This window comes from Pseudomonas sp. FDAARGOS_761 (assembly GCF_013343155.1).
Taxonomy (GTDB): Bacteria; Pseudomonadota; Gammaproteobacteria; order Pseudomonadales; family Pseudomonadaceae; genus Pseudomonas; species Pseudomonas aeruginosa.
The window spans coordinates 4584652-4603761 of the sequence record NZ_CP054572.1 but is presented as its reverse complement, the minus strand read 5'-3'; the positions used below and the strand labels follow the sequence as shown (position 1 = coordinate 4603761).

Sequence of the window (19110 nt, the reverse complement as noted above, 5' to 3'; positions counted from 1 at the left end):
CTGCGGGAACGCGGCCATGTCGCGCTCGCTGGTGCCTATGTTGGGGACGCGTCGATTCCCCCTGCGGAGTTTCACGAGGGAAGGCAGTTGCCGTTTCGATAGACGGGAAGCGGAATAGTCCGGCCGCCTGGATATTCCGAACTTCGAGACCAATGCAAGTTGGAGGAAGACCCGACTTCCGCCAGTAGCGGTTATTCCTCGCCTTTCAGCAGCGGAAGGCGAATCTCGAAAGTGGTGCCCTGGCCAACCTGGCTCTGGCAACCGATCCTGCCGCCGTGCCGGTCGATCACCGTCTTGACCATGGCCAGCCCCAGGCCCAGGCCGGTGCTGCCCTCGGCGGAAGCGAAGCGCTGGTACTGGCTGAACAGGCGCGGTAGTTCGGCGGCCGCGATACCTTTGCCCTGGTCGACGATCCGGCAGCTCAGCCAGTCGCCTTCGAGGCGGATGCTCAGGCTGACGACGGTCCCCGCCGGGCTGTACTTGACCGCATTCTCCAGCAGGTTGAACAGCGCGCGCGTGAGCAGGCCGGGGTCGGCCCAGACCATCGGTTCCTGCTCGTCGTCCCAGTCGCGCCGCAGGTCGATGTCCTTCTGTTGCGCGAGGGGCCAGAGCTGGTCGGCGGCGTCCATCGCCAACATGGTGAACATGCACGCTTCGAAGCGGTAGGCGTCGGATTCGGCCTTGGCCAGTTGCACGAAGGCGTCGGTCAGGCCCAGGGCGCGACGGACCTGCTGCTCTATCTGTCGGTAGACCTGCTGGCCGGCTTCGTCCTCGGCGGGGCGAACGTCGAGCAGGGCGAGGATCGCCGAGTGCGGCGCGCGCAGGTCGTGGGAGAGGAAGCGCAGGAGGGTGGCGCGCTGGCGCTCGGCATCGCGTTCGGCGCTCAGGTCGATCAGGCTCACCAGCCAGCCGATGGCGGTTTCGCTTTCGACCGGCAGCAGGCGCGCCAGGTCGAGGCGCAGGTCGCGTTCCCGATGGTCGCGGAACTCGATGGCTTCCAGGGTTTCCAGCGTTGGGCGGGCGCCGCCGGCGAGGCTCGGATGGCCGAGTTCGGCCAGGCACTGGCGCAGTTCGGCGCCGCGCAGCTCGCCGCCGAACAGGTCGCGTGCCTTGCGGTTGGCCAGCAGGATCTGCCCCTGCGGGTCGCAGATCAGGGTCGCCACCGGCAGGCCTTCCAGGCCGTCGGCCATGAACCGCCGGCTGTCGCGGGTGCGGCTGACCGCCTGCTCCAGGGCGGCGATGCGGTTCTGCAATGGATCGTTGCCGGCGCGCGGGGGGCTGGCCCGCTCGGGCAGCACCTTGGGCTCGCGGTCGAGACGCGCCAGTTCCCAGCCAAAGTAGGCGAGCACCGCGTTCAGCCGGCGCCAGCTCCAGATCAGGTAGGCCAGCAGCAGGCCGACCAGGCTGGCCAGCGGCGACCACCACCAGCCGTTGAGCAGCAGCGCCCAGGAAAGACCCAGGGCCAGGACCGCGCAGGCCAGGGTGAGGAGCAAGGCGTGGCGCGAGCGGAACAGCATCAGGCCGAGCAGCAGCGCTACGCTGGCGGCGGAGAGCAGGGCGGCGAGCCAGGGTTGCAGGTCGACGGCGGTGCGCTGCTGCAACAGCCCGTTGAGGATGTTGGCCTGGATCTCCACCCCCGGCGTGGTGCCGAGGCTGGCCGACAGCGGGGTGACATAGCGGTCGCCGAGGCCCGGCGCGGTGGCGCCGACCAGGACCAGGCGGTCGCGCAGCAGGCTGTCTGGCACCTCGCCGCGCAACACGCTGACGTAGGGCACGCTGGGGAAGCCCGCGTCGGCACCGATGAAGGGAATGCGGATGGCGTGGTCACGCTGCCAGCCGGGCAGGTTGCGCATGTCGTCGAGGCCGGGCATGGGCATGGCGCCGGCATCGGCGAATGCTTGCCAGGCGAGCAGCGGGCGCGGCTGGCCGAGCGGTCCTTCGCGCAGGTAGACGCTGCGCACCGTGCCGTCGCTGTCCGCTTCGACGTTGATATGCCCGATGCCGGCGGCGCAGCCGGCCAGCGGCGCGGTCGGCGGTATCTCCCGTGGCGGTTCGCCGTAGCGCGGCACGCTTTCGCGCAGCAGTGGCAGGAGGACGTTGCCGGCCCGGCACAGCGATCTTGCCAACTGGCGGTCGCTGTCCGGATTGGAGGAGGGTTCGCTGAAGATCACGTCGAGCAGTACGCTGCGTGCGCCGGCGGCGGCCAGGCGATCCAGCAGCTCGGCGTGGATGCTGCGCGGCCAGGGCCAGCGACCGAGGCTTTCCAGGCTACGGTCGTCGATGGCGACGACGAGGATGCGCGGATCGACGGCCAGCGGGGTGAGGTTGCGCAGGCGGTCGTAGAGCAGGTTGTTCAGCGGCAGGCCGCTGCTCAGCGAAAGCAGGGCGGTGAGCGGAAGGAGCAGCAGGCTGACCAGCAGCCATTCGCGCACCAGACCGCGGAACAGCCGCTGCGCCTGGCTGGGCTCGTCCTGGCGGTCGAGCGCCTTCATCGGCGAGGCCCCGGCGCCCTATCGGGCACTGCCGCCTCGCGGGTAGTAGAGAATGTCGTAGACGCTGGTCTCGCCCTCCAGGCCGTCGTTGTCGAAGGCCGAGAGACGGACGTGGTAGAAGGCCGCCTTGAGTCCGCTGAAACTGACTTCCGGGGTGCTCGAGAAACGCTCCTGCTGGATGCGCAGGAAGTCCGGATCGCTGGCTACCTGCGCACGGTAGCGCTTGGCGCCGTGCAGCGGGGCAAGATAGAGCTTCCAAACCGGCGACTCGCCGTGCTCGCCGCCCTGGCCGCGCAATTGCGGGGCGGGTAGCAGGTCCACCGGCGTCAGCTTGCCCTGCGGCTTGACCTTCAGGCCGCGGCGGGCGTCGACCAGCACGTCCTCGTCCGGCTCGGCCTGCGCCGCCTTGCGGGCCGGGCGCCTGCCGTTGAGCGGCAGGTCGTCGCTGGTCAGCTCGCGGTTCACCGCGACGCGCCCGTCGAGCACTTCGGTCAGCGCCTGGCCGTCTTCGGTGCGGGCGCGGAAGTGGGTACCGCGCACGCCCAGTACGCCGACCGGGGTCAGCACCTGGAAGCGGTCGTGATCGCTCTTTCTCTTCAGGACATAGGACTCGACCTGCCCCGCGCGCAGGGCGATCTGCGGAATGCCGGTGTCCTCGTCGAGGTGCAGGGTGACTTCCGAACTGGAGGGCAGGACGATGCGGCTGCCGTCGCCGAGCAGCAGGCTGACGAAGGCGGTCGGAGAGGTCTTGACGCCTTCCAGTTCGTCGATGTCCATGCCTTCTTCCAGGGGCGTCTGGTTGCCCTTGGCGTCGAGCTTCCAGGCGTCGCCGGCGAGATAGAGCACGCTGGCGGGGAGCGGCTGGGGCAGGCACGTTTCGCCCTGCTCGATGAACGGCGGCCGTTTCGTCTTGGCCGGCGCGGCCGCGACGGAGCCGGCGAGCAGCGTCAACAGTCCGCCCAGCGCCAGGGCGGCGCAAGCCGGAAAGAGGGATCGGGAAGTAAGGGCGAGGGCTGTCATAGGCTTCACTGGGCGGCGGGTCAGGTATCGCTGGCGGTCCGGTCAGGCTGCAATCTGCCTGATCGGGCGCCGGTTTCGCAATCCTTGCAACGACATCGGGAGCCCGCAGGCTCCCTTGTCGTTTCCTCGGCCGCAGCGCCTGGCGGTTGGGCCAGGCGCTTCGGTTCAGTCGTTCTTGTCGCCGATCAGGCGATAGGCCAGGGCGCCGAGTACCGCACCGAGAATCGGCGCGACCCAGAACAGCCACAGCTGGGAAACCGCCCAGTCGCCGACGTACAGGGCGACCGCGGTGCTGCGCGCCGGGTTCACCGAGGTGTTGGTGACCGGGATGCTGATCAGGTGGATCAGGGTCAGGGTCAGGCCGATGGCGATCGGCGCGAAGCCCTGCGGCGCGCGCTTGGAGGTGGCGCCGAGGATGATCAGCAGGAACATGCCGGTAAGTACCACTTCGCTGACCAGCGCGGCTTGCAACGAGTAGCCGCCCGGCGAGTGTTCGCCGTAGCCATTGGAGGCGAAGCCGGCGGCTAGGTCGAAGCCGGCCTTGCCGCTGGCGATCAGGTACAGCACGCCGCCGGCGGCGAGGCCACCGAGGACCTGGGCGACGACATAGGGCAGCAGTTGGCTGGCCGGGAAGCGCCCGCCGACCCACAGGCCTACCGATACCGCGGGGTTCAGGTGTGCGCCGGAGATCGGGCCGATGGCATAGGCCATGGTCAGCACGCTGAGGCCGAACGCCAGGGCCACGCCGAGGTAGCCGATTCCCAGTTCCGGTACGCCGGCAGCGAGTACTGCGCTGCCGCAGCCGCCCAATACCAGCCAGAAGGTGCCGAAGAACTCTGCTCCGTATTGCTTCATGATGAGGTCCTTTTCAGATCCAGGGTGGGACGCGGATCGAGGCGTCCGGATAGCGGGAGGGGATGATTCGAACAAGGAAGGGGAGATGACACATCCGTGTGTCGAAGCCAGCCCTGGGGGGATTGGCTCGGTTGCCTGGGGCGATCGTCCGTCACCGACCCCTGACTGTGGTTCGAGTGGTCTCGTCCCACGGCCCGCCGGAGCGGGTTTACACATCCCTGTGTCGGAGCAATCCATTTGCTCCTTGGCCTACTCAGCGGTTGGAAATCTACCAAGCGCGATTTGTCTGCTGTGAGATTTGCCATATTTCTTCAGATTCTTCCGCGCTATTTCAGATTCGTCGCGTTCAAAACACCCAGCGCAACTCGTCACGCACGCTGACGGCGCCGGACAGGCCGACGTTCCACATCTCGGCCCTGGCGCGGGCCGGGCCCTCGAGGCCGAGCGGAGTGGCGAAGGACGGGCTGGCGGTGCCCTGGCTGAACGATGGGGCCTGGACCGGACCGGCCGGATGGCTCACCGATTCCAGGCCGAGGACCAGGGCAAGGCAGGAAAACTTGCCGAGGGCCTGCAGGTTGATGTCACGCAAACGTTGGCTAACTGGCCGGAAACCCATGGCTACGACTCCTTGATAGGTCAGGCTGGCGCTGGCTCGCGGGCTCTTCGTCCCGCTTAATGGCTATTTGGAATCAGGCTATCAAGGGCTGGTCGCGACCAGAGAGATTCGTCACAATTCTTCAGATTTGTACGTAATTCGCCGTTCCTGGAGCGAAAAAGGGGCGTTAGCCCGATTGAACAGGACCAGCTTTTATGCGTGTCGCGATACTGGACGACGAGTCGGCCGAACTGGACCGGGTCGAGCAGACCTTGCAGCAGATACCCGCGCAGGGCGAACAGGCCTGGACGGTGCACCGTTTCGCCCGTGGCGAGGACCTGCTCAAGCAGCTCAAGCGGGAAACCTTCGACCTGCTGATCCTCGACTGGCAGTTGCCGGACCTCAGCGGCCTGCAATTGCTGCGCTGGAGCCGCGAGCATCTGGATGCGCCGCCGCCGGCGATCATGCTGACCAGCCGTGACGCCGAACAGGACATCGTGCAGGCGTTGAACAGCGGCGCCGACGACTATGTCAGCAAGCCGTTCCGGCCCAACGAACTGAAGGCGCGGGTAGCCGCCGTGCTGCGTCGCCACGGGGGAACGCGTCCCGCGCAGCATGAGGTGCAGACTTTCAACGACCTCAGCTTCGACGATGCCGAGCTGACCGTGACCCGGGCCGGCGCGCCGATCAGCCTGACCGAGCGCGAATACCGCCTGGCCCGCTGCCTGTTCGCCAACCTGGGACGGCCGTTATCGCGGGAATATCTCTACGAGCGCTTCTGGCCCCACGAGGAAGTGTTGTCCTCGCGGCCGCTGGATACGCACATCTATCGCCTGCGCAACAAGCTTGGCCTGACCGCCGAGCGTGGTTGGCAGTTGCTGACCATCTACGGCTACGGATATCGGTTGGAGAGCGTGGCGACGGTCGACTGAGCGGCGCGGGGGGCGAGACCGACCTTGGCGGTCGGCGAGGGAGAATGAAAAAGCCCCGCGGCTGCGGGGCTTCTTTTCGGCGAGGCGCGCTTACTTCTGGAACGCGGCCACGGCCTTGGTGATCTCGGCGCGGGCGGCGTCGGCGTTGCCCCAGCCTTCGACCTTGACCCACTTGCCTTTCTCGAGATCCTTGTAGTTCTCGAAGAAGTGCTTGATCTGCTCCAGCAGCAGGGCCGGCAGGTCGGTGTATTCCTTCACGTCCTTGTACAGGACGCTCAGCTTGTCGTGCGGCACGGCGATCAGCTTGGCGTCGCCGCCTGCCTCGTCGGTCATGTGCAGGACGCCAACCGGGCGCGCGCGGATCACCGAACCGGGAGCGACCGGATAGGGGGTCACCACCAGCACGTCCAGCGGGTCGCCGTCGTCGGCCAGGGTGTTCGGGATGAAGCCGTAGTTGGCCGGGTAGAACATCGGGGTGGCCATGAAACGGTCGACGAACAGGCAGTCGGTGTCCTTGTCGATCTCGTACTTGATCGGCGCATGGTTGGCCGGAATCTCGATAGCGACGTAGATGTCGTTCGGCAGGTCCTTGCCGGCCGGGATCTTGCTGTAGCTCATGGGTGACTCCAGAGGTTTCTGGCCAAAAAAGAGGCCGCGATTATAGGCATATTCGGTTGTCGATGCCATGTACCGGCATTCAGCCGTTAGTCGTGTCGCCCGCCGCCTCGCGGTAGTCCGGATGCTCGGCCTGCAGGCGGCGCAGGCGTTGCAGTGGGTCCTGGCGGTAGAACAACTGGAGCTGCCGGTATACCGCCGGATAGGCCTCGTGGAGGAGATCCGGAGCGGTGAAGAAATACTCGCTGGTAACGGCGAAGAACTCCGCCGGATCTTCCGCCGCATAGGGATCGATGGCGGTCTGCGCGTCGGGATCGCGGTCGAGCAGGGCGTTCATCTCGTCGTAGGCGGCCTGCATGGCGCTCGCCCAGTCGCCGATGCGCATGCCGGCGTGCAGCGGCGGCAGGCCGTTGGCGTCGCCGTTGAGCATGTCCAGCTTGTGCGCCAGTTCGTGGATCACCAGGTTGTAGGCATCCCAGCCACCCCCGCCGACGACGCCGGGCCAGGCCAGGACCACCGGCCCTTGCAGGGAGGTCTCGCCGCTGCGTTCGTCGTCGAACTCATGGACTACGCCGCTGGCGTCGCGGTGTTTCTGCGGGCTGACGAAATCGTCGGGATACAGCACCAGCTCGTGGAAGCCCTGGTACCAGTTCAGCTCCGGCAGGTGCAACAGCGGCAGTTGCGCCTGCGCCGCCAGCAGCAGGCGGCCGAAGTCGTCGAGATCGACGCCGGCGAGTGCGGTCAGGTGCTTGTCGGCGAGAAACAGCACGGCCCGCTCGCGCAGGCGGCGGTCCTCGTCGGCGTCCAGGCCGTCGAGGATCGGCAGGTGCCGGCGTACCCGCTGCCAGAGCTCTTCGGCCACCGGGTGGCGCGCCAGCAGGCGCCGGCGCCGCCAGGCGCGGAACGACCACATGCTCAGTCGCTCTGGGCCTTGGCCTGTTTGGCGGCGCTCGCCTGCAGGCGATGGCGAATGAAGCCGAGGATCATCGGCAGCAGCGACAGCAGGATGATGCCGATCACCAGCAGCGACAGGTTCTTCTTGATGAACGGCACGTTGCCGAAGAAGTAGCCCAGGGTCACCAGGCCGCCGACCCAGGCCACGGTGCCGACCACGCTGAACATGACGAAGCGCGGATAGTGCATCTTCGCCATGCCGGCGACGAAGGGCGCGAAGGTCCGCACGATGGGCAGGAAGCGCGCCAGGGTCACGGTCTTGCCGCCGTGGCGTTCGTAGAACTCATGGGTGCGGTCGAGGTAGTCGCGGCGGAATACCTTCGAGTCCGGGTTGCTGAACAGCCGCTTGCCGAGGGTCCGGCCGATCACGTAGTTGGTGCTGTCGCCGGTGATCGCCGCGACCATCAGCAGCCCGCCGAGCAGCCATGGGTCCATGCCGCCGGTGGCGCAGATGGCGCCGGCGATGAACAGCAGCGAGTCGCCGGGGAGGAACGGAGTCACCACCAGGCCGGTTTCACAGAAGATCACCAGGAACAGGATGGCGTAGATCCAGACGCCATAGTTGCTGACCAGCATGGCCAGGTAGGTATCCAGGTGGAGAATCAGATCGATTGGGTTGAAGTCCATTGAGCAACCTGCGGAGACAACGCGTTGAGCGGCAGAGGGCCGCCATTATAGGGGGGCGTCCGGATGGGTGGGGGGCTGTTTGTCGCGATCCCGGCAAAACCACTGATTGCAGGATGTTTCGGTAATTTTTCCGAAATTGGTCGGCATAAAGTCTGCAAGAACAGGAGAAATTTCTAGCAGGGAAGGGCGTGCGATGACACTCCAGCCTTTTGCCCAGCCACCGCTCAGTCTCGCCCTGGGCGCCGGGCGCGACTTGCCGGGGCAGGCCGCGCGGGTTCGCGCCGAATGGCTCGCGCCTCGCCCCGGACGGGCTCCGGCGTTTCTCCTGGCGCTGCTCTGGGGACGCGGTTGCGCCAACGTGGTGCAGGCCATCGAAGGCCATCTCGACGCACTGTTCGCCGACTACGCCTGTACCCCCGAGGGTTGGCCGGAAGCGCAGGCGGCGCGGCAGGTCCTGGCTTCGCTGAACATGCAGCTGTATCGCCGGCGCCGCGAAGGCGAGCCGGGCGTGCTCGAGCTGGCGGCGGGGTTGCTGCTGGTCCATGCCGGGGGCGTGCACTTTCTCCAGTGCGGCGCCGTCGGCCTGCTGCGTTATCGCCAGGGCAGCCTGCAGCGCCTGGGAGGGAGCGGCCAGCCGCTGGGTAGCAGCGCGGAGCTGGCGCTGGTCCAGCACAACCTGACCCAGGTGGCCGGCGAGCCCTTGGTGCTGGCGCCCCAGCCGTTGCTCGAAGTGGCCGACCTGCGCGCCCTCGGAGAACGTTGTGCCGGGCTGACCACGGGGCGCCTGGAGGGCGTGCTGCAGCCGTTGCTGCATGCGCCGGGGGCGGTGGCGCTGGTCTTGCCGGGGGCGCTCGAGCGCGCCCCAGCGGCGCCACGGCATACCGGCTGGCCAGCGCTGGGCGCGGCGTGCCCCGGCGACTGCGTGGATGGCTGGACCTTGCAGGCGGCTTGCGCGTTCGGCCCGCCCGGGCGGCTGTTCCGCGCCTGCGACGAGCAAGGACGCGAGGCGTTGCTGCTGCTCGCGGCGGCCGATGCCGACGAAGCGTTCTGGCAGCGCGAATGGGCACTGCGGCGCTGCCGTGCGGAGAGCCTGCCGCGAGTATTGTCGTCGCTCCGGTTGCGTCGTCATGCCTTCCAGTTGTTCGCTCCGCCGCGCTGGCCGATGCGCAGCCTGCTGGATTGGGCGCCAGCGCACCTGCCGCTGGAACCGCAATGCGCGCTGGTCCTCCTGGAGCAACTTATCGATGCGGTTCGCGCCTTGCAGCGGCGCGGTGTACAGGGCTTGTGGCTGGCGCCGCGGCAGATCCTGCTGGACGAGGGCGGGCGCCTGCTGTTCCTCCCCGAGGCAGCGGCGATCCTGCCGGGGGTGGCGCGCCAGGCGCTGCCTGCGGACAGCGTGCCGCTGGCGCCGGAGTTGCGTCGCGGCGAGGCGCTCGATGGCCGGGCCGACCAGTTCGCCCTGGCGGCGCTGTTCTATTGGCTGCTCTGTGGTCGCTGGCCGTCGATCGCTTGCCCGGAGAGCGACGGCGGATGCCGCTACGAGCCGCTGGGCGAGCGTCAGGCGGACCTGCCGGTCGGCTGGGACGGTGTATTGGCGCGGGCCCTGGCGCCGCGTCCGGAGGCGCGCTTCGAAGCGTTGTCGGAATTCTGGCTGGCCTTGCAGAAGCCGCTAGCGCATCCCCAGCGGGTCTTTGCGCCACGCCGGTTGCAACGGGGCGTGCTGGCCCTGGTCCTGCTCCTGGCCGGGGCTGCGCTGCTGGTCGGCCTGGCCGGTTAACGGATCGACGGCCAGCGTGCGGGTCTGTCCGCTGCGTTCGAGGTGCGCTTCGGCGATCAGTTGTTCCAGCCGGCCGCTGCGACGCATCAGGCGCAGGTTGCGGTCGAGGCTGGCGGCAAGGGCGGCGCCGCGGGCGTGCCTTTTCGGCACCAGTACATAGAGCGGCTTGACCTCCAGCGGCGGTTCGATGAACACCAGGCGATCCTTCAGCGCCGGCACGTTGCGCGCCAGCAGGTGGTAGCCGGTGTAGCGATCGACCACGGCCAGGTCGATACGCCCGCGCAGGAGCTTCTCGAGGTTCTGCCAGTCGTTGGTCACCGCGTCCTTGGTCAGGCTGCGGTCGGCGTCGAAATCCTCCCGGTTGACGTAGCCGCGGACCACACCGATGCGGTACGGACGCAGGCTTTCCAGATGCGCGGGATTGACCGGCAGCAGGCGCTCGCGCTGGCGGAAGAAGCCCAGTTGCGAGTCGAGCAGGGGGATGGTGGCGTGGAACAGTTCGCGCCGCTCGGGCGACAGGTAGGCCGGCATGAGGGCGTCGAAGCGCCCCTCGGCGGCTTCCTTCAGAGCGCGTTGCCAGGGCAGGAACACCAGTTCGGCGCGGTGCCCGTCGAGGGCCAGGGCTTCGTCGAGGATGCGGCTGGCGAGGCCCTTGCCCGGCAGGTCGGGGCCGACGTAGGGCGCCCAGTCGAGGGTCGCCACGCGCAGGGTGTCGGCCTGCGCGCCGGCCGTGGCGAGGAGCAGGCCGAGCAGGACGCCGGGCCAGTGCCAGGTGCGCGAACCCATGGATGCCTCTGCTCTGAGCGATCGGTTGGGAAGTGCCGTGCCTTTGTCTTCAGCTTAGTTCGTCGCTGATCGGCAGGGTGTAGTTCTTGAACTCCTGGTCTTCGCGGAAGCCGATCGACTCGTAGACTTTCTGCGCTACCTCGTTGTCGACGCTGGTAGAGACACGCATGCGCACCGCATGGGTTTCCCGGGCCATCTGCTTGGCGTGTTGCAGCAGGTGGTCGGCGACCAGTTGCCGGCGCGCCTCTTCGGCGACGTAGATGTCGTTGAGGATCCAGACGCGCTTGAGCGACAGCGAGGAGAAGCTCGGATAGAGCTGGCAGAAACCGAGCAGCCGGTCTTCTTCGTCGGCCAGCGCCAGGTAGATCACCGACTCCTTGCGGCGCAGGCGTTTCTCGAGGAATTTCCGCGAGGACTCGGGGTAGGAGAGCATGCCGTAGAATTCGCGGTACTTGACGAACAGCGGCGCCAGCAGGTCGAGGTGTTCGAGGGTGGCTTGCACGATTCGCATGACGGGCCTCGCATTGCGGGAAGGGGCTGCCGGGACGATGCAGGCTGCATGCCAGCAACGCTTCGATGCTGCCCAATCTCCCTGGAAAGCGCAATCCAAGCGAACGTTTGAATCGGTCGAAGGAGGGGCGTCGCGCGCCGGCCCATCCTTCGGCCGGGAGGCTCAGTCCCTCGCCAGGAGGAAGTTGCCGGTGCGCGGAGCCTCGCCTTCCAGCGCCTGGACTTCCGCCTCGTCCTTCAGGTTGACCCCGGAAAGCTGCCGCCGGCAGGCCTCGCGCATCAGGTAGAGCAGGCGGTGCGCGGCCATGCCGTAGCTGAGGCCTTCCAGGCGGACGTTGGAGATGCAGTTGCGATAGGCGTCGGTGAGGCCGACCCGCGGGGCCCAGGTGAAGTACAGGCCGAGGCTGTCCGGCGAGCTGAGGCCGGGACGCTCGCCGATCAGGATCACGCTCATCTTCGCCCGCAGCAATTCACCGATCTCGTCGGCCACCGCCACCCGTCCCTGTTCCACCAGGACCACCGGCGACAGCGACCAGCCTTCGGCCAGCGCCTGTTCCTCCAGGCGTTCGAGGAAGGGCAGGGTGTGACGCTGCACGGCCAGCGCGGAGAGGCCGTCGGCGACCACGATGGCCAGGTCGATCTGCCCGTCGTAGCCGGCGGCGTGTTCGCGCAGGCGTTGCACCGAGGCCTCGTCGAGGCGCCGGCCGAGGTCCGGGCGTTGCAGGTAGACGTGGCGGTCGGCGGCGGCGCTGTGCAGCAGCAGGCTGTCGCGGCCGCGCTGGCGCAGGCCGTCGCTGATGGCCGCATGGTCGAAGGGCAGGTGCACGGCGTCGCGCGCCTGGGCGTGGGCGTACTGGAAGTCCAGTTGCGGGCGGGTCGGCAGGCTGGTGCCGGTGCGGCCCAGGGCGATCCGCGCGGGGGTCAGCTGGCGCAGCGGCAGCCAGGGGTTCTCGGCGCTGGCGTCGGGCAGGTGCTTGTCGTTCATCGGCATCTCCTCAGGCCAGTTGCGCCAGGGCCTGGCGGAACGCCGGCGGTAGCTCGTCGCCGAAGTGGATGCGCCCGTCGGCCTGGGTGAAGATTCCCATCCGCTGCAACCAGTCCTCGAATTCCGGCGCCGGCTTCAGGCCCAGCGTCTGGCGTGCATAGAGGGCGTCGTGGAAGGAGGTGGTCTGGTAGTTGAGCATCACGTCGTCGGAGCCGGGAATGCCCATGATGAAGTTGATCCCGGCGACGCCCAGCAGGGTCAGGAGCATGTCCATGTCGTCCTGGTCGGCCTCGGCATGGTTGGTGTAGCAGATGTCGCAACCCATCGGCACGCCGAGCAGCTTGCCGCAGAAGTGGTCTTCCAGGCCGGCGCGGATGATCTGCTTGCCGTTGTACAGGTACTCGGGACCGATGAAGCCGACCACGGTGTTCACCAGGAACGGCTTGAAGTGACGAGCCACCGCATAGGCGCGGGTCTCGCAGGTCTGCTGGTCGACGCCGTGATGGGCGTTGGCCGAGAGCGCGCTGCCCTGGCCGGTCTCGAAGTACATCAGGTTGTTGCCGAGGGTGCCGCGCTTCTGGCTGAGCCCGGCCTCGTAGCCTTCCTGGAGGATCTTCAGGCTGATGCCGAAGCTGGCATTGGCCGCCTCGGTGCCGGCGATCGACTGGAACACCAGGTCCAGCGGCACGCCGCGGTTGATCGCCTCGATGGAGCTGGTGACGTGGGTCAGCACGCAGGCCTGGGTGGGAATCTCGTAGCGCTGGATGATCGCGTCGAGCATCTCCAGCAGGGCGCAGATCGAGGCCATGCTGTCGGTGGCCGGGTTGATCCCGAGCATCGCGTCGCCATTGCCGAACAGCAGGCCGTCGAGGATGCTCGCGGCGATTCCGGCCGGGTCGTCGGTCGGGTGGTTCGGTTGCAGGCGGGTGGAGAGTCGGCCGCGAAGGCCGAGGGTGTTGCGGAAGCGGGTGACCACGCGGATCTTCTGCGCCACCAGGACCAGGTCCTGGACACGCATGATCTTCGATACCGCCGCTGCCATTTCCGGCGTCAGGCCCGGAGCCAGGGCGCGCAGGCTGGCCTCGTCGGCGGCGTCGCCGAGCAGCCAGTCGCGGAAGCCGCCGACGGTGAGATGGGACACCGGGGCGAAGGCGTCGCGCTGGTGGGTGTCGATGATCAGGCGGGTGACCTCGTCGTCCTCGTAGGGAATCAGCGCCTCGTCGAGGAAGTGTTTGAGCGGGATGTCGGCCAGGGCCATCTGCGCGGCGACCCGCTCGCCGTCGTTGCTCGCCGCGACGCCGGCGAGGAAATCGCCGGAGCGCGCGGGGCTGGCCTTGGCCATCACGTCCTTGAGGCTGTCGAAGCGGTAGGTCTCGCCGCCGACGCTATGGGTGAAACGTGCCATGTGTGTCTCCAGTGCCCGGCCTCGCCATGCGGCGGGCCGGGCTTTGTCGTTGTCGCTCTCAGCGCAGGTCCTGTTCCGCCGCCTGGATCGCGGCGAACTCCTCTTCCGGGGTGCCGGACACCAGGTGATGCCGACTGTACAGGGCGAAGTAGCCGATCAGTACAGCGTAGATCGCCACCGCGCCGACCACGACCCGCGGGTCGACCAGGAAGCCGGCGACCACCGCGACGCAGGCCAGCGCCAGGGCTACGCCGGAGGTGAGGATGCCGCCAGGGGTGCGGTAGGGGCGCTGCATGTCCGGGCGGCGGATGCGCAGGGTGATGTGCGCGGCCATCATCAGCACGTAGGAGATGGTCGCGCCGAACACCGCGACCAGGATCAGCAGGTCGCCCTGGCCGGTCAGCGACAGGCCGAAGCCGATCACCCCCGGCACCACCAGGGCCAGTACCGGCGCCTTCTTGCGGTTGGTCAGCGAGAGGCTGCGCGGCAGGTAGCCGGCGCGGGAGAGGGCGAAGATCTGCCGCGAGTAGGCATAGATGATCGAGAAGAAGCTGGCGATCAGCCCGGCCAGGCCGACCAGGTTGACGAACTGGCTCATCCAGGTCGAACCCTTGTAGGCCGACTCCAGCGCTTCCACCAGGGGATTGCCCGAGCCCATCAGCTCCTTGGCTCCGGCGGCCCCGGGACCGACGACCAGAATCAGTGCGGCGAAGGCGAGAAGCACCAACATGGCGCCGATCAGTCCGCGCGGCAGGTCGCGCTTGGGGTTCTTGGTTTCCTCGGCGGCCAGCGGCACGCCTTCGACGGCGAGGAAGAACCAGATCGCGTAGGGGATCGCCGCCCAGACCCCGACATAGCCGAACGGCAGGAAGCTGCTGGCGCCGGTCGCCGCGGTCTGCGGGATGTTGAACAGGTTGGCCGAGTCGAAGTGCGGAAGCATCGCGACAATGAACACGCCGAGGGCGATGGCCGCCACCGCGGTGATGACGAACATCAGCTTCAGCGCCTCGCCGGCGCCGAGGATGTGGATGCCGATGAACACGATGTAGAACACCAGGTAGATCAGCCAGCCGCCGACGCCGAACAGCGACTCGCAGTAGGCGCCGATGAAGCAGGCGATGGCCGCCGGGGCGATGGCGTATTCGATGAGGATCGCGGTGCCGGTGAGAAAGCCGCCCCAGGGCCCGAAGGCGCTGCGGGCGAAGCCGTAGCCGCCGCCGGCGGTAGGGATCATCGAAGACAGCTCGGCGAGCGAGAAGCACATGCACAGGTACATGGTGGCCATCAGCAGGGTGGCGAGGAACATCCCGCCCCAGCCGCCCTGGGCCAGGCCGAAGTTCCAGCCGGCGTAGTCGCCGGAGATCACGTAGGCGACGCCGAGCCCGACCAGCAGGACCCAGCCGGCGGCGCCTTTCTTCAGTTGACGGTGTTGGAAGTAGTCGGCGTCGACGCTTTCGAAGTCGACCCCGGAAGTTGCGGGCGCATGGCCGGTTTGTTCGAGGGACATGGGTTTTTCACCTCAATCTTGTTGTTATCGACCCCGGTTTTCCCGGTGGTGTGCTGTACGTGGTGAACGCAGGCAATAGCTATGCCAGCCGCTCTGCAATCGGCTTGGCGAGGAGGTGGAAGGGGCGCCACCGTCAGCCTCGGCGGCGTGTTTCACGAGCCGGCGCGACCGCTCCGGGAAAGAGCGGTCGCGGCCGGTCCGGGGTCCTACTAGAAGAAGCCCAGCGGGTTGATGTCGTAGCTCACCAGCAGGTTCTTGGTCTGCTGGTAGTGGTCGAGCATCATCTTGTGCGTCTCGCGACCGACGCCGGACTTCTTGTAGCCGCCGAACGCGGCGTGGGCCGGGTACAGGTGGTAGCAGTTGGTCCACACGCGACCGGCCTTGATCCCGCGGCCCATGCGGTAGGCGCGGTTGATGTCACGGGTCCAGAGACCGGCGCCGAGGCCGTACTCGGTGTCGTTGGCGATGGCCAGGGCCTCGGCTTCGTCCTTGAAGGTGGTGACGCCGACCACCGGGCCGAAGATTTCCTCCTGGAACACGCGCATCTTGTTGTGTCCCTTGAGCAGGGTCGGCTGGATGTAGTAGCCGCTGGCCAGGTTGCCTTCGAGCTTCTCGACGCTGCCGCCGGTGAGCACTTCGGCGCCTTCCTGCTGGGCGATGTCGAGGTAGGAGAGGATCTTCTCGTACTGCTGCTGGGAGGCCTGGGCGCCGACCATGGTCTCGGTGTCCAGCGGGTCGCCGCGCTTGATCGCCCTGACCTTTTTCAGCACCTCTTCCATGAACGCCGGGTAGATCGACTCCTGGACCAGCGCGCGGGACGGGCAGGTGCACACCTCGCCCTGGTTGAAGAAAGCCAGCACCAGGCCCTCGGCGGCCTTCTCGATGAACGCCGGCTCGGCCTGCATGATGTCTTCGAAATAGATGTTCGGGCTCTTGCCGCCCAGCTCGACGGTGGAGGGAATGATGTTCTCCGCCGCGCACTTGAGGATGTGCGAGCCGACCGGGGTGGAACCGGTGAAGGCGATTTTGGCGATGCGCTTGCTGGTGGCCAGGGCCTCGCCGGCCTCCCTGCCGAAGCCCTGGACGACGTTGAGCACGCCCGGCGGCAGCAGGTCGCCGATGAGTTCCAGCAGCACGCAGATGCCCAGCGGGGTCTGCTCGGCCGGCTTGAGCACCACGCAGTTGCCGGCGGCCAGCGCCGGGGCCAGCTTCCAGGCGGCCATCAGCAGTGGGAAGTTCCACGGGATGATCTGCCCGACCACGCCCAAGGGCTCGTGGATGTGGTAGGCCACGGTGCTGTCGTTGATCTCGGCGGCGGAGCCTTCCTGGGCGCGGATGCAGCCGGCGAAGTAGCGGAAGTGGTCGGCGGCCAGGGGGATGTCGGCGTTGAGGGTCTCGCGCACGGCCTTGCCGTTGTCCCAGGTCTCGGTGACGGCGAGCAGTTCCAGGTTCTGCTCGATGCGGTCGGCGATCTTCAGCAGGATGTTCGAACGCTCCTGCACCGAGGTGCGGCCCCAGGCGTCGGCGGCGGCGTGGGCGGCGTCGAGGGCCTTGTCGATGTCCTCGGCGGTGGAACGGGGGAACTCGGCGATCGGCTGGCCGTTCACCGGCGAGGTGTTGGTGAAGTACTGGCCCTTGACCGGAGGCACGAACTCGCCGCCGATGTAGTTGCCGTAGCGGGCCTTGAAGGAAACGATGGCGCCTTCGCTACCGGGATGAGCGTAACGCATGATGGTATCTCCTGGCTCTTGTGCTTATTAGGGGAGGACGCGCTGTCGCGCTTGTCGTAAGCCTGGAGCAAGGGCCGGGCCAGAGTGGCGAAAGGCCCGAAGTAGAGCGTCCTGGAGGTTTCGCAGGGGGGCTTGCGAACGCTCCCTGTCACGCGGGCGGGACGCTCGTGAGTGACACTCTGTACCGTTTTCGGCGCAGCGCATGACTCATCGGTCAGTCCGTCGTTGCATTGCGCCCCGGCCTGTTGGATGCTGCACCGATAGCCGTCCGGAGACTCGCGGACCGATCCACCGCGCCCAGGCAAGAGACGGCCCGTCCCTCGCGGAGAACCATAACAATGCCTGCCAGTTCCATGAGCCGCCACGCGCGGCAAGTGCTGACCGTCGCCCAGGGCAAGATCCCGCCGGGCGGCCCTGCGACCGATCCGTCCATCGCCCGCTCCTGGCTGCGCTGCCTGGAACAGCACCATCTCGATCCCGGCCAGCCGATGGCGCCGATGGTGCTGGAGCACGCGCGCATGCTCGAACGCCGCGAGCGCCTGCAACAGGTGCTGGAGATCGCCGATGGCGAGATGCACAGCCTCTACCAGCAGCTTTCCGGCAACGACCACGCGGTACTGCTCACCGATGCCCGCGGGGTGATCCTCAATTGCGTCAACGCCGACGCCCAGCGCCAGACCTTCGAACACGCCGGCCTCTGGCTCGGCGCCGACTGGAGCGAGCCCTGCGAAGGCACCAACGGCATCGGCACCTGCGTGGTCGAGCGGCAGGCCCTGACCATCCAGCAGGAAGAGCACTTCCGTAGCCGCCACACCGGCCTGACCTGCTCGGCGAGCCCGGTGTTCGATCCGCAGGGCGAGCTGATGGCGGTGCTCGACGTGTCTTCGGCGCGCCAGGAAGTCTCGCGGCAGAGCCAGTTCCACACCATGGCGCTGGTCAACCTGTCGGCGAAGATCATCGAGGGCTGCTATTTCCTCCGTCGCTTCGAGGGCTCCTGGCTGCTGCGCTTCCATGTCCAGGGCGACTATGTCGGCCTGTTCAGCGAAGGGCTGCTGGCCTTCGAGGAAGACGGGCGGATCCGCGCGGTGAACCAGAGCGCGCTGAACCTGCTCGGTTGTCCGCGCCAGCGCCTGCTCGGCCAGCCGGTGGAGACCTTCTTCGATTGCCGTCTCGACGACCTGCTCGGTCGCGCCTCGCCGCAACCCAGCGCCAGCTGGCCGCTGCGCACCCGCGAGGGACGGACCCTGTACGCCATGCTGCGCGGCGCGCCGCGGGCGATACCCCAGGGCCTGGCGGTGCCCCCGGCAGCGAAGCCGGCGCCTGCCGCGCCCGGCCTGTGCCTGGGCGACGCCGAGCTGGCCGCCGATTTCCGCCGGGCGCTGAAGGTCTACGCGCGCGACGTGCCGCTGCTGCTCAACGGCGAGACCGGTTCCGGCAAGGAGGCCTTCGCCAAGGCCGTGCACCTGGCCGGCCCGCGCGCGGAACAGGCGTTCGTCGCGCTGAACTGCGCGGCGATCCCGGAAACCCTGATCGAGAGCGAACTGTTCGGTTATCGCGGCGGCAGCTTCACCGGCGCGCGCAAGGAGGGCATGCGCGGCAAGTTGCAGCAGGCTGACGGCGGCACCCTGTTCCTCGACGAGATCGGCGACATGCCGCTGGCCTTGCAGACCCGCCTGCTGCGGGTGCTGGAAGAGCGCCGGGTAGTACCGCTGGGCGGCGAGCCGGAGGATGTCGACGTGCGCCTGATCAGCGCTACCCACCGCGACCTGGCCGAGCTGGTCGCCGATGGACGCTTCCGCGAGGATCTCTACTACCGCCTCAATGGCATGGTCGTGAGCCTGCCGCCGCTGCGCGAGCGCAGCGACCGCGAGGAGCTGCTGGACTACCTGCTGGCCGAGGAAGCCAGGGGCCAGCGCATCCAGCTCGACGGCGAGGTTCGCCAGGGCCTGCTGGCCTACCGCTGGCCGGGCAACGTCCGGCAGATGCGCACGGTGCTACGGACCCTGGTGGCACTCTGCGAGGACGGCCGGGTCGGCCTGCGCGACCTGCCCGCGGATATCCGCCAGGCCCTGGCGGTGCTGCCGCCCGCCGCAGCGGCGCCCGCCCCGGCCGCGGGCAACAGCCTGGACGACGCCGAGCGAGCCGCGTTGCTGGCGGCGCTGGATGGCCAGCGCTGGCACGTGAGCCGGGTGGCCGAGCAACTGGGGATCAGCCGCAACACCCTGTATCGCAAGCTGCGCCGGCACGGCCTGGTGCGCGGTCAGGCCTGACGGGCGGGACGGCTCCAGGCGGGCCGCCGCGAGGCCGGCGGGAACCCCGC

Annotated in this window: 16 protein-coding genes; 3 read left to right on the top strand and 13 right to left on the bottom strand. The window is 67.8% G+C overall.

Annotation, left to right across the window (positions count from 1 at the left end; translation table 11 throughout):
* Window positions 1-191: 191 nt before the first annotated feature.
* The 4 genes from FOC67_RS21390 to mucE form a co-directional block, all read right to left on the bottom strand.
* Complete coding sequence (locus FOC67_RS21390; RefSeq protein ID WP_033985403.1) at window positions 192-2492, bottom strand: CHASE2 domain-containing protein; 2301 nt, start codon at window positions 2490-2492, stop codon at window positions 192-194.
* An 18-nt stretch (window positions 2493-2510) separates the two neighbouring features.
* On the bottom strand, window positions 2511-3512 hold the full coding sequence (locus FOC67_RS21385) for a FecR domain-containing protein (RefSeq protein WP_003110517.1): 1002 nt from the start codon (window positions 3510-3512) through the stop codon (window positions 2511-2513).
* Between the two features lie 165 nt (window positions 3513-3677).
* Window positions 3678-4367, bottom strand: a complete 690-nt coding sequence (aqpZ, locus tag FOC67_RS21380) for an aquaporin Z (RefSeq protein WP_003102790.1) — start codon at window positions 4365-4367, stop codon at window positions 3678-3680.
* Between the two features lie 346 nt (window positions 4368-4713).
* Window positions 4714-4983: a mucoid induction factor MucE gene (gene mucE, locus FOC67_RS21375; protein ID WP_003110519.1), complete on the bottom strand. Its 270-nt coding sequence runs from the start codon at window positions 4981-4983 to the stop codon at window positions 4714-4716.
* A 194-nt stretch (window positions 4984-5177) separates the two neighbouring features.
* Here mucE and FOC67_RS21370 point away from each other — a divergent pair, with 194 nt between their 5' ends.
* Complete coding sequence (locus FOC67_RS21370) at window positions 5178-5894, top strand: response regulator transcription factor (RefSeq protein ID WP_003093250.1); 717 nt, start codon at window positions 5178-5180, stop codon at window positions 5892-5894.
* 90 nt (window positions 5895-5984) lie between these two features.
* Here FOC67_RS21370 and ppa read toward each other — a convergent pair whose 3' ends face one another.
* The 3 genes from ppa to FOC67_RS21355 all read right to left on the bottom strand — a co-directional run bounded on the left by ppa (window position 5985) and on the right by FOC67_RS21355 (window position 8090).
* Window positions 5985-6512, bottom strand: coding sequence for an inorganic diphosphatase (gene ppa, locus FOC67_RS21365; RefSeq protein WP_003093248.1), 528 nt, complete (start codon window positions 6510-6512; stop codon window positions 5985-5987).
* 79 nt (window positions 6513-6591) lie between these two features.
* Window positions 6592-7422 (bottom strand): zinc-dependent peptidase, encoded by an 831-nt coding sequence (locus FOC67_RS21360; protein ID WP_003093244.1) that lies wholly within the window; start codon window positions 7420-7422, stop codon window positions 6592-6594.
* A 2-nt stretch (window positions 7423-7424) separates the two neighbouring features.
* A complete protein-coding gene (locus tag FOC67_RS21355) occupies window positions 7425-8090 on the bottom strand; it encodes a DedA family protein (RefSeq protein ID WP_003093241.1) in 666 nt (221 codons plus the stop codon).
* Window positions 8091-8283: 193 nt separating this feature from the next.
* Here FOC67_RS21355 and FOC67_RS21350 point away from each other — a divergent pair, with 193 nt between their 5' ends.
* Window positions 8284-9867, top strand: coding sequence for a protein kinase (locus FOC67_RS21350; protein WP_023094520.1), 1584 nt, complete (start codon window positions 8284-8286; stop codon window positions 9865-9867).
* On the opposite strand, the gene FOC67_RS21345 is transcribed toward FOC67_RS21350, so the two are convergent.
* The 6 genes from FOC67_RS21345 to FOC67_RS21320 all read right to left on the bottom strand — a co-directional run bounded on the left by FOC67_RS21345 (window position 9760) and on the right by FOC67_RS21320 (window position 16790).
* A complete protein-coding gene (locus FOC67_RS21345; RefSeq protein WP_003093237.1) occupies window positions 9760-10653 on the bottom strand; it encodes an ABC transporter substrate-binding protein in 894 nt (297 codons plus the stop codon). The two genes, FOC67_RS21350 and FOC67_RS21345, sit on opposite strands and share 108 nt — an antisense overlap.
* Before the next feature lie 49 nt (window positions 10654-10702).
* Complete coding sequence (locus tag FOC67_RS21340; protein ID WP_003093235.1) at window positions 10703-11164, bottom strand: GNAT family N-acetyltransferase; 462 nt, start codon at window positions 11162-11164, stop codon at window positions 10703-10705.
* A 162-nt stretch (window positions 11165-11326) separates the two neighbouring features.
* Window positions 11327-12148 carry an ethanolamine ammonia-lyase subunit EutC gene (eutC, locus tag FOC67_RS21335; protein WP_003110520.1) on the bottom strand — a complete coding sequence of 274 codons (822 nt, stop codon included), beginning with the start codon at window positions 12146-12148 and terminating at the stop codon, window positions 11327-11329.
* 10 nt (window positions 12149-12158) lie between these two features.
* Window positions 12159-13553: an ethanolamine ammonia-lyase subunit EutB gene (locus FOC67_RS21330; RefSeq protein WP_009313358.1), complete on the bottom strand. Its 1395-nt coding sequence runs from the start codon at window positions 13551-13553 to the stop codon at window positions 12159-12161.
* A 58-nt stretch (window positions 13554-13611) separates the two neighbouring features.
* Window positions 13612-15060, bottom strand: coding sequence for an ethanolamine permease (gene eat / locus FOC67_RS21325; protein ID WP_004365829.1), 1449 nt, complete (start codon window positions 15058-15060; stop codon window positions 13612-13614).
* A 209-nt stretch (window positions 15061-15269) separates the two neighbouring features.
* Window positions 15270-16790 (bottom strand): aldehyde dehydrogenase family protein, encoded by a 1521-nt coding sequence (locus tag FOC67_RS21320; protein WP_009313359.1) that lies wholly within the window; start codon window positions 16788-16790, stop codon window positions 15270-15272.
* A 338-nt stretch (window positions 16791-17128) separates the two neighbouring features.
* On the opposite strand from FOC67_RS21320, the gene eatR reads away from it, so the two are divergent.
* Complete coding sequence (gene eatR, locus FOC67_RS21315; RefSeq protein WP_009313360.1) at window positions 17129-19060, top strand: sigma-54-dependent transcriptional regulator EatR; 1932 nt, start codon at window positions 17129-17131, stop codon at window positions 19058-19060.
* Window positions 19061-19110: the final 50 nt, after the last annotated feature.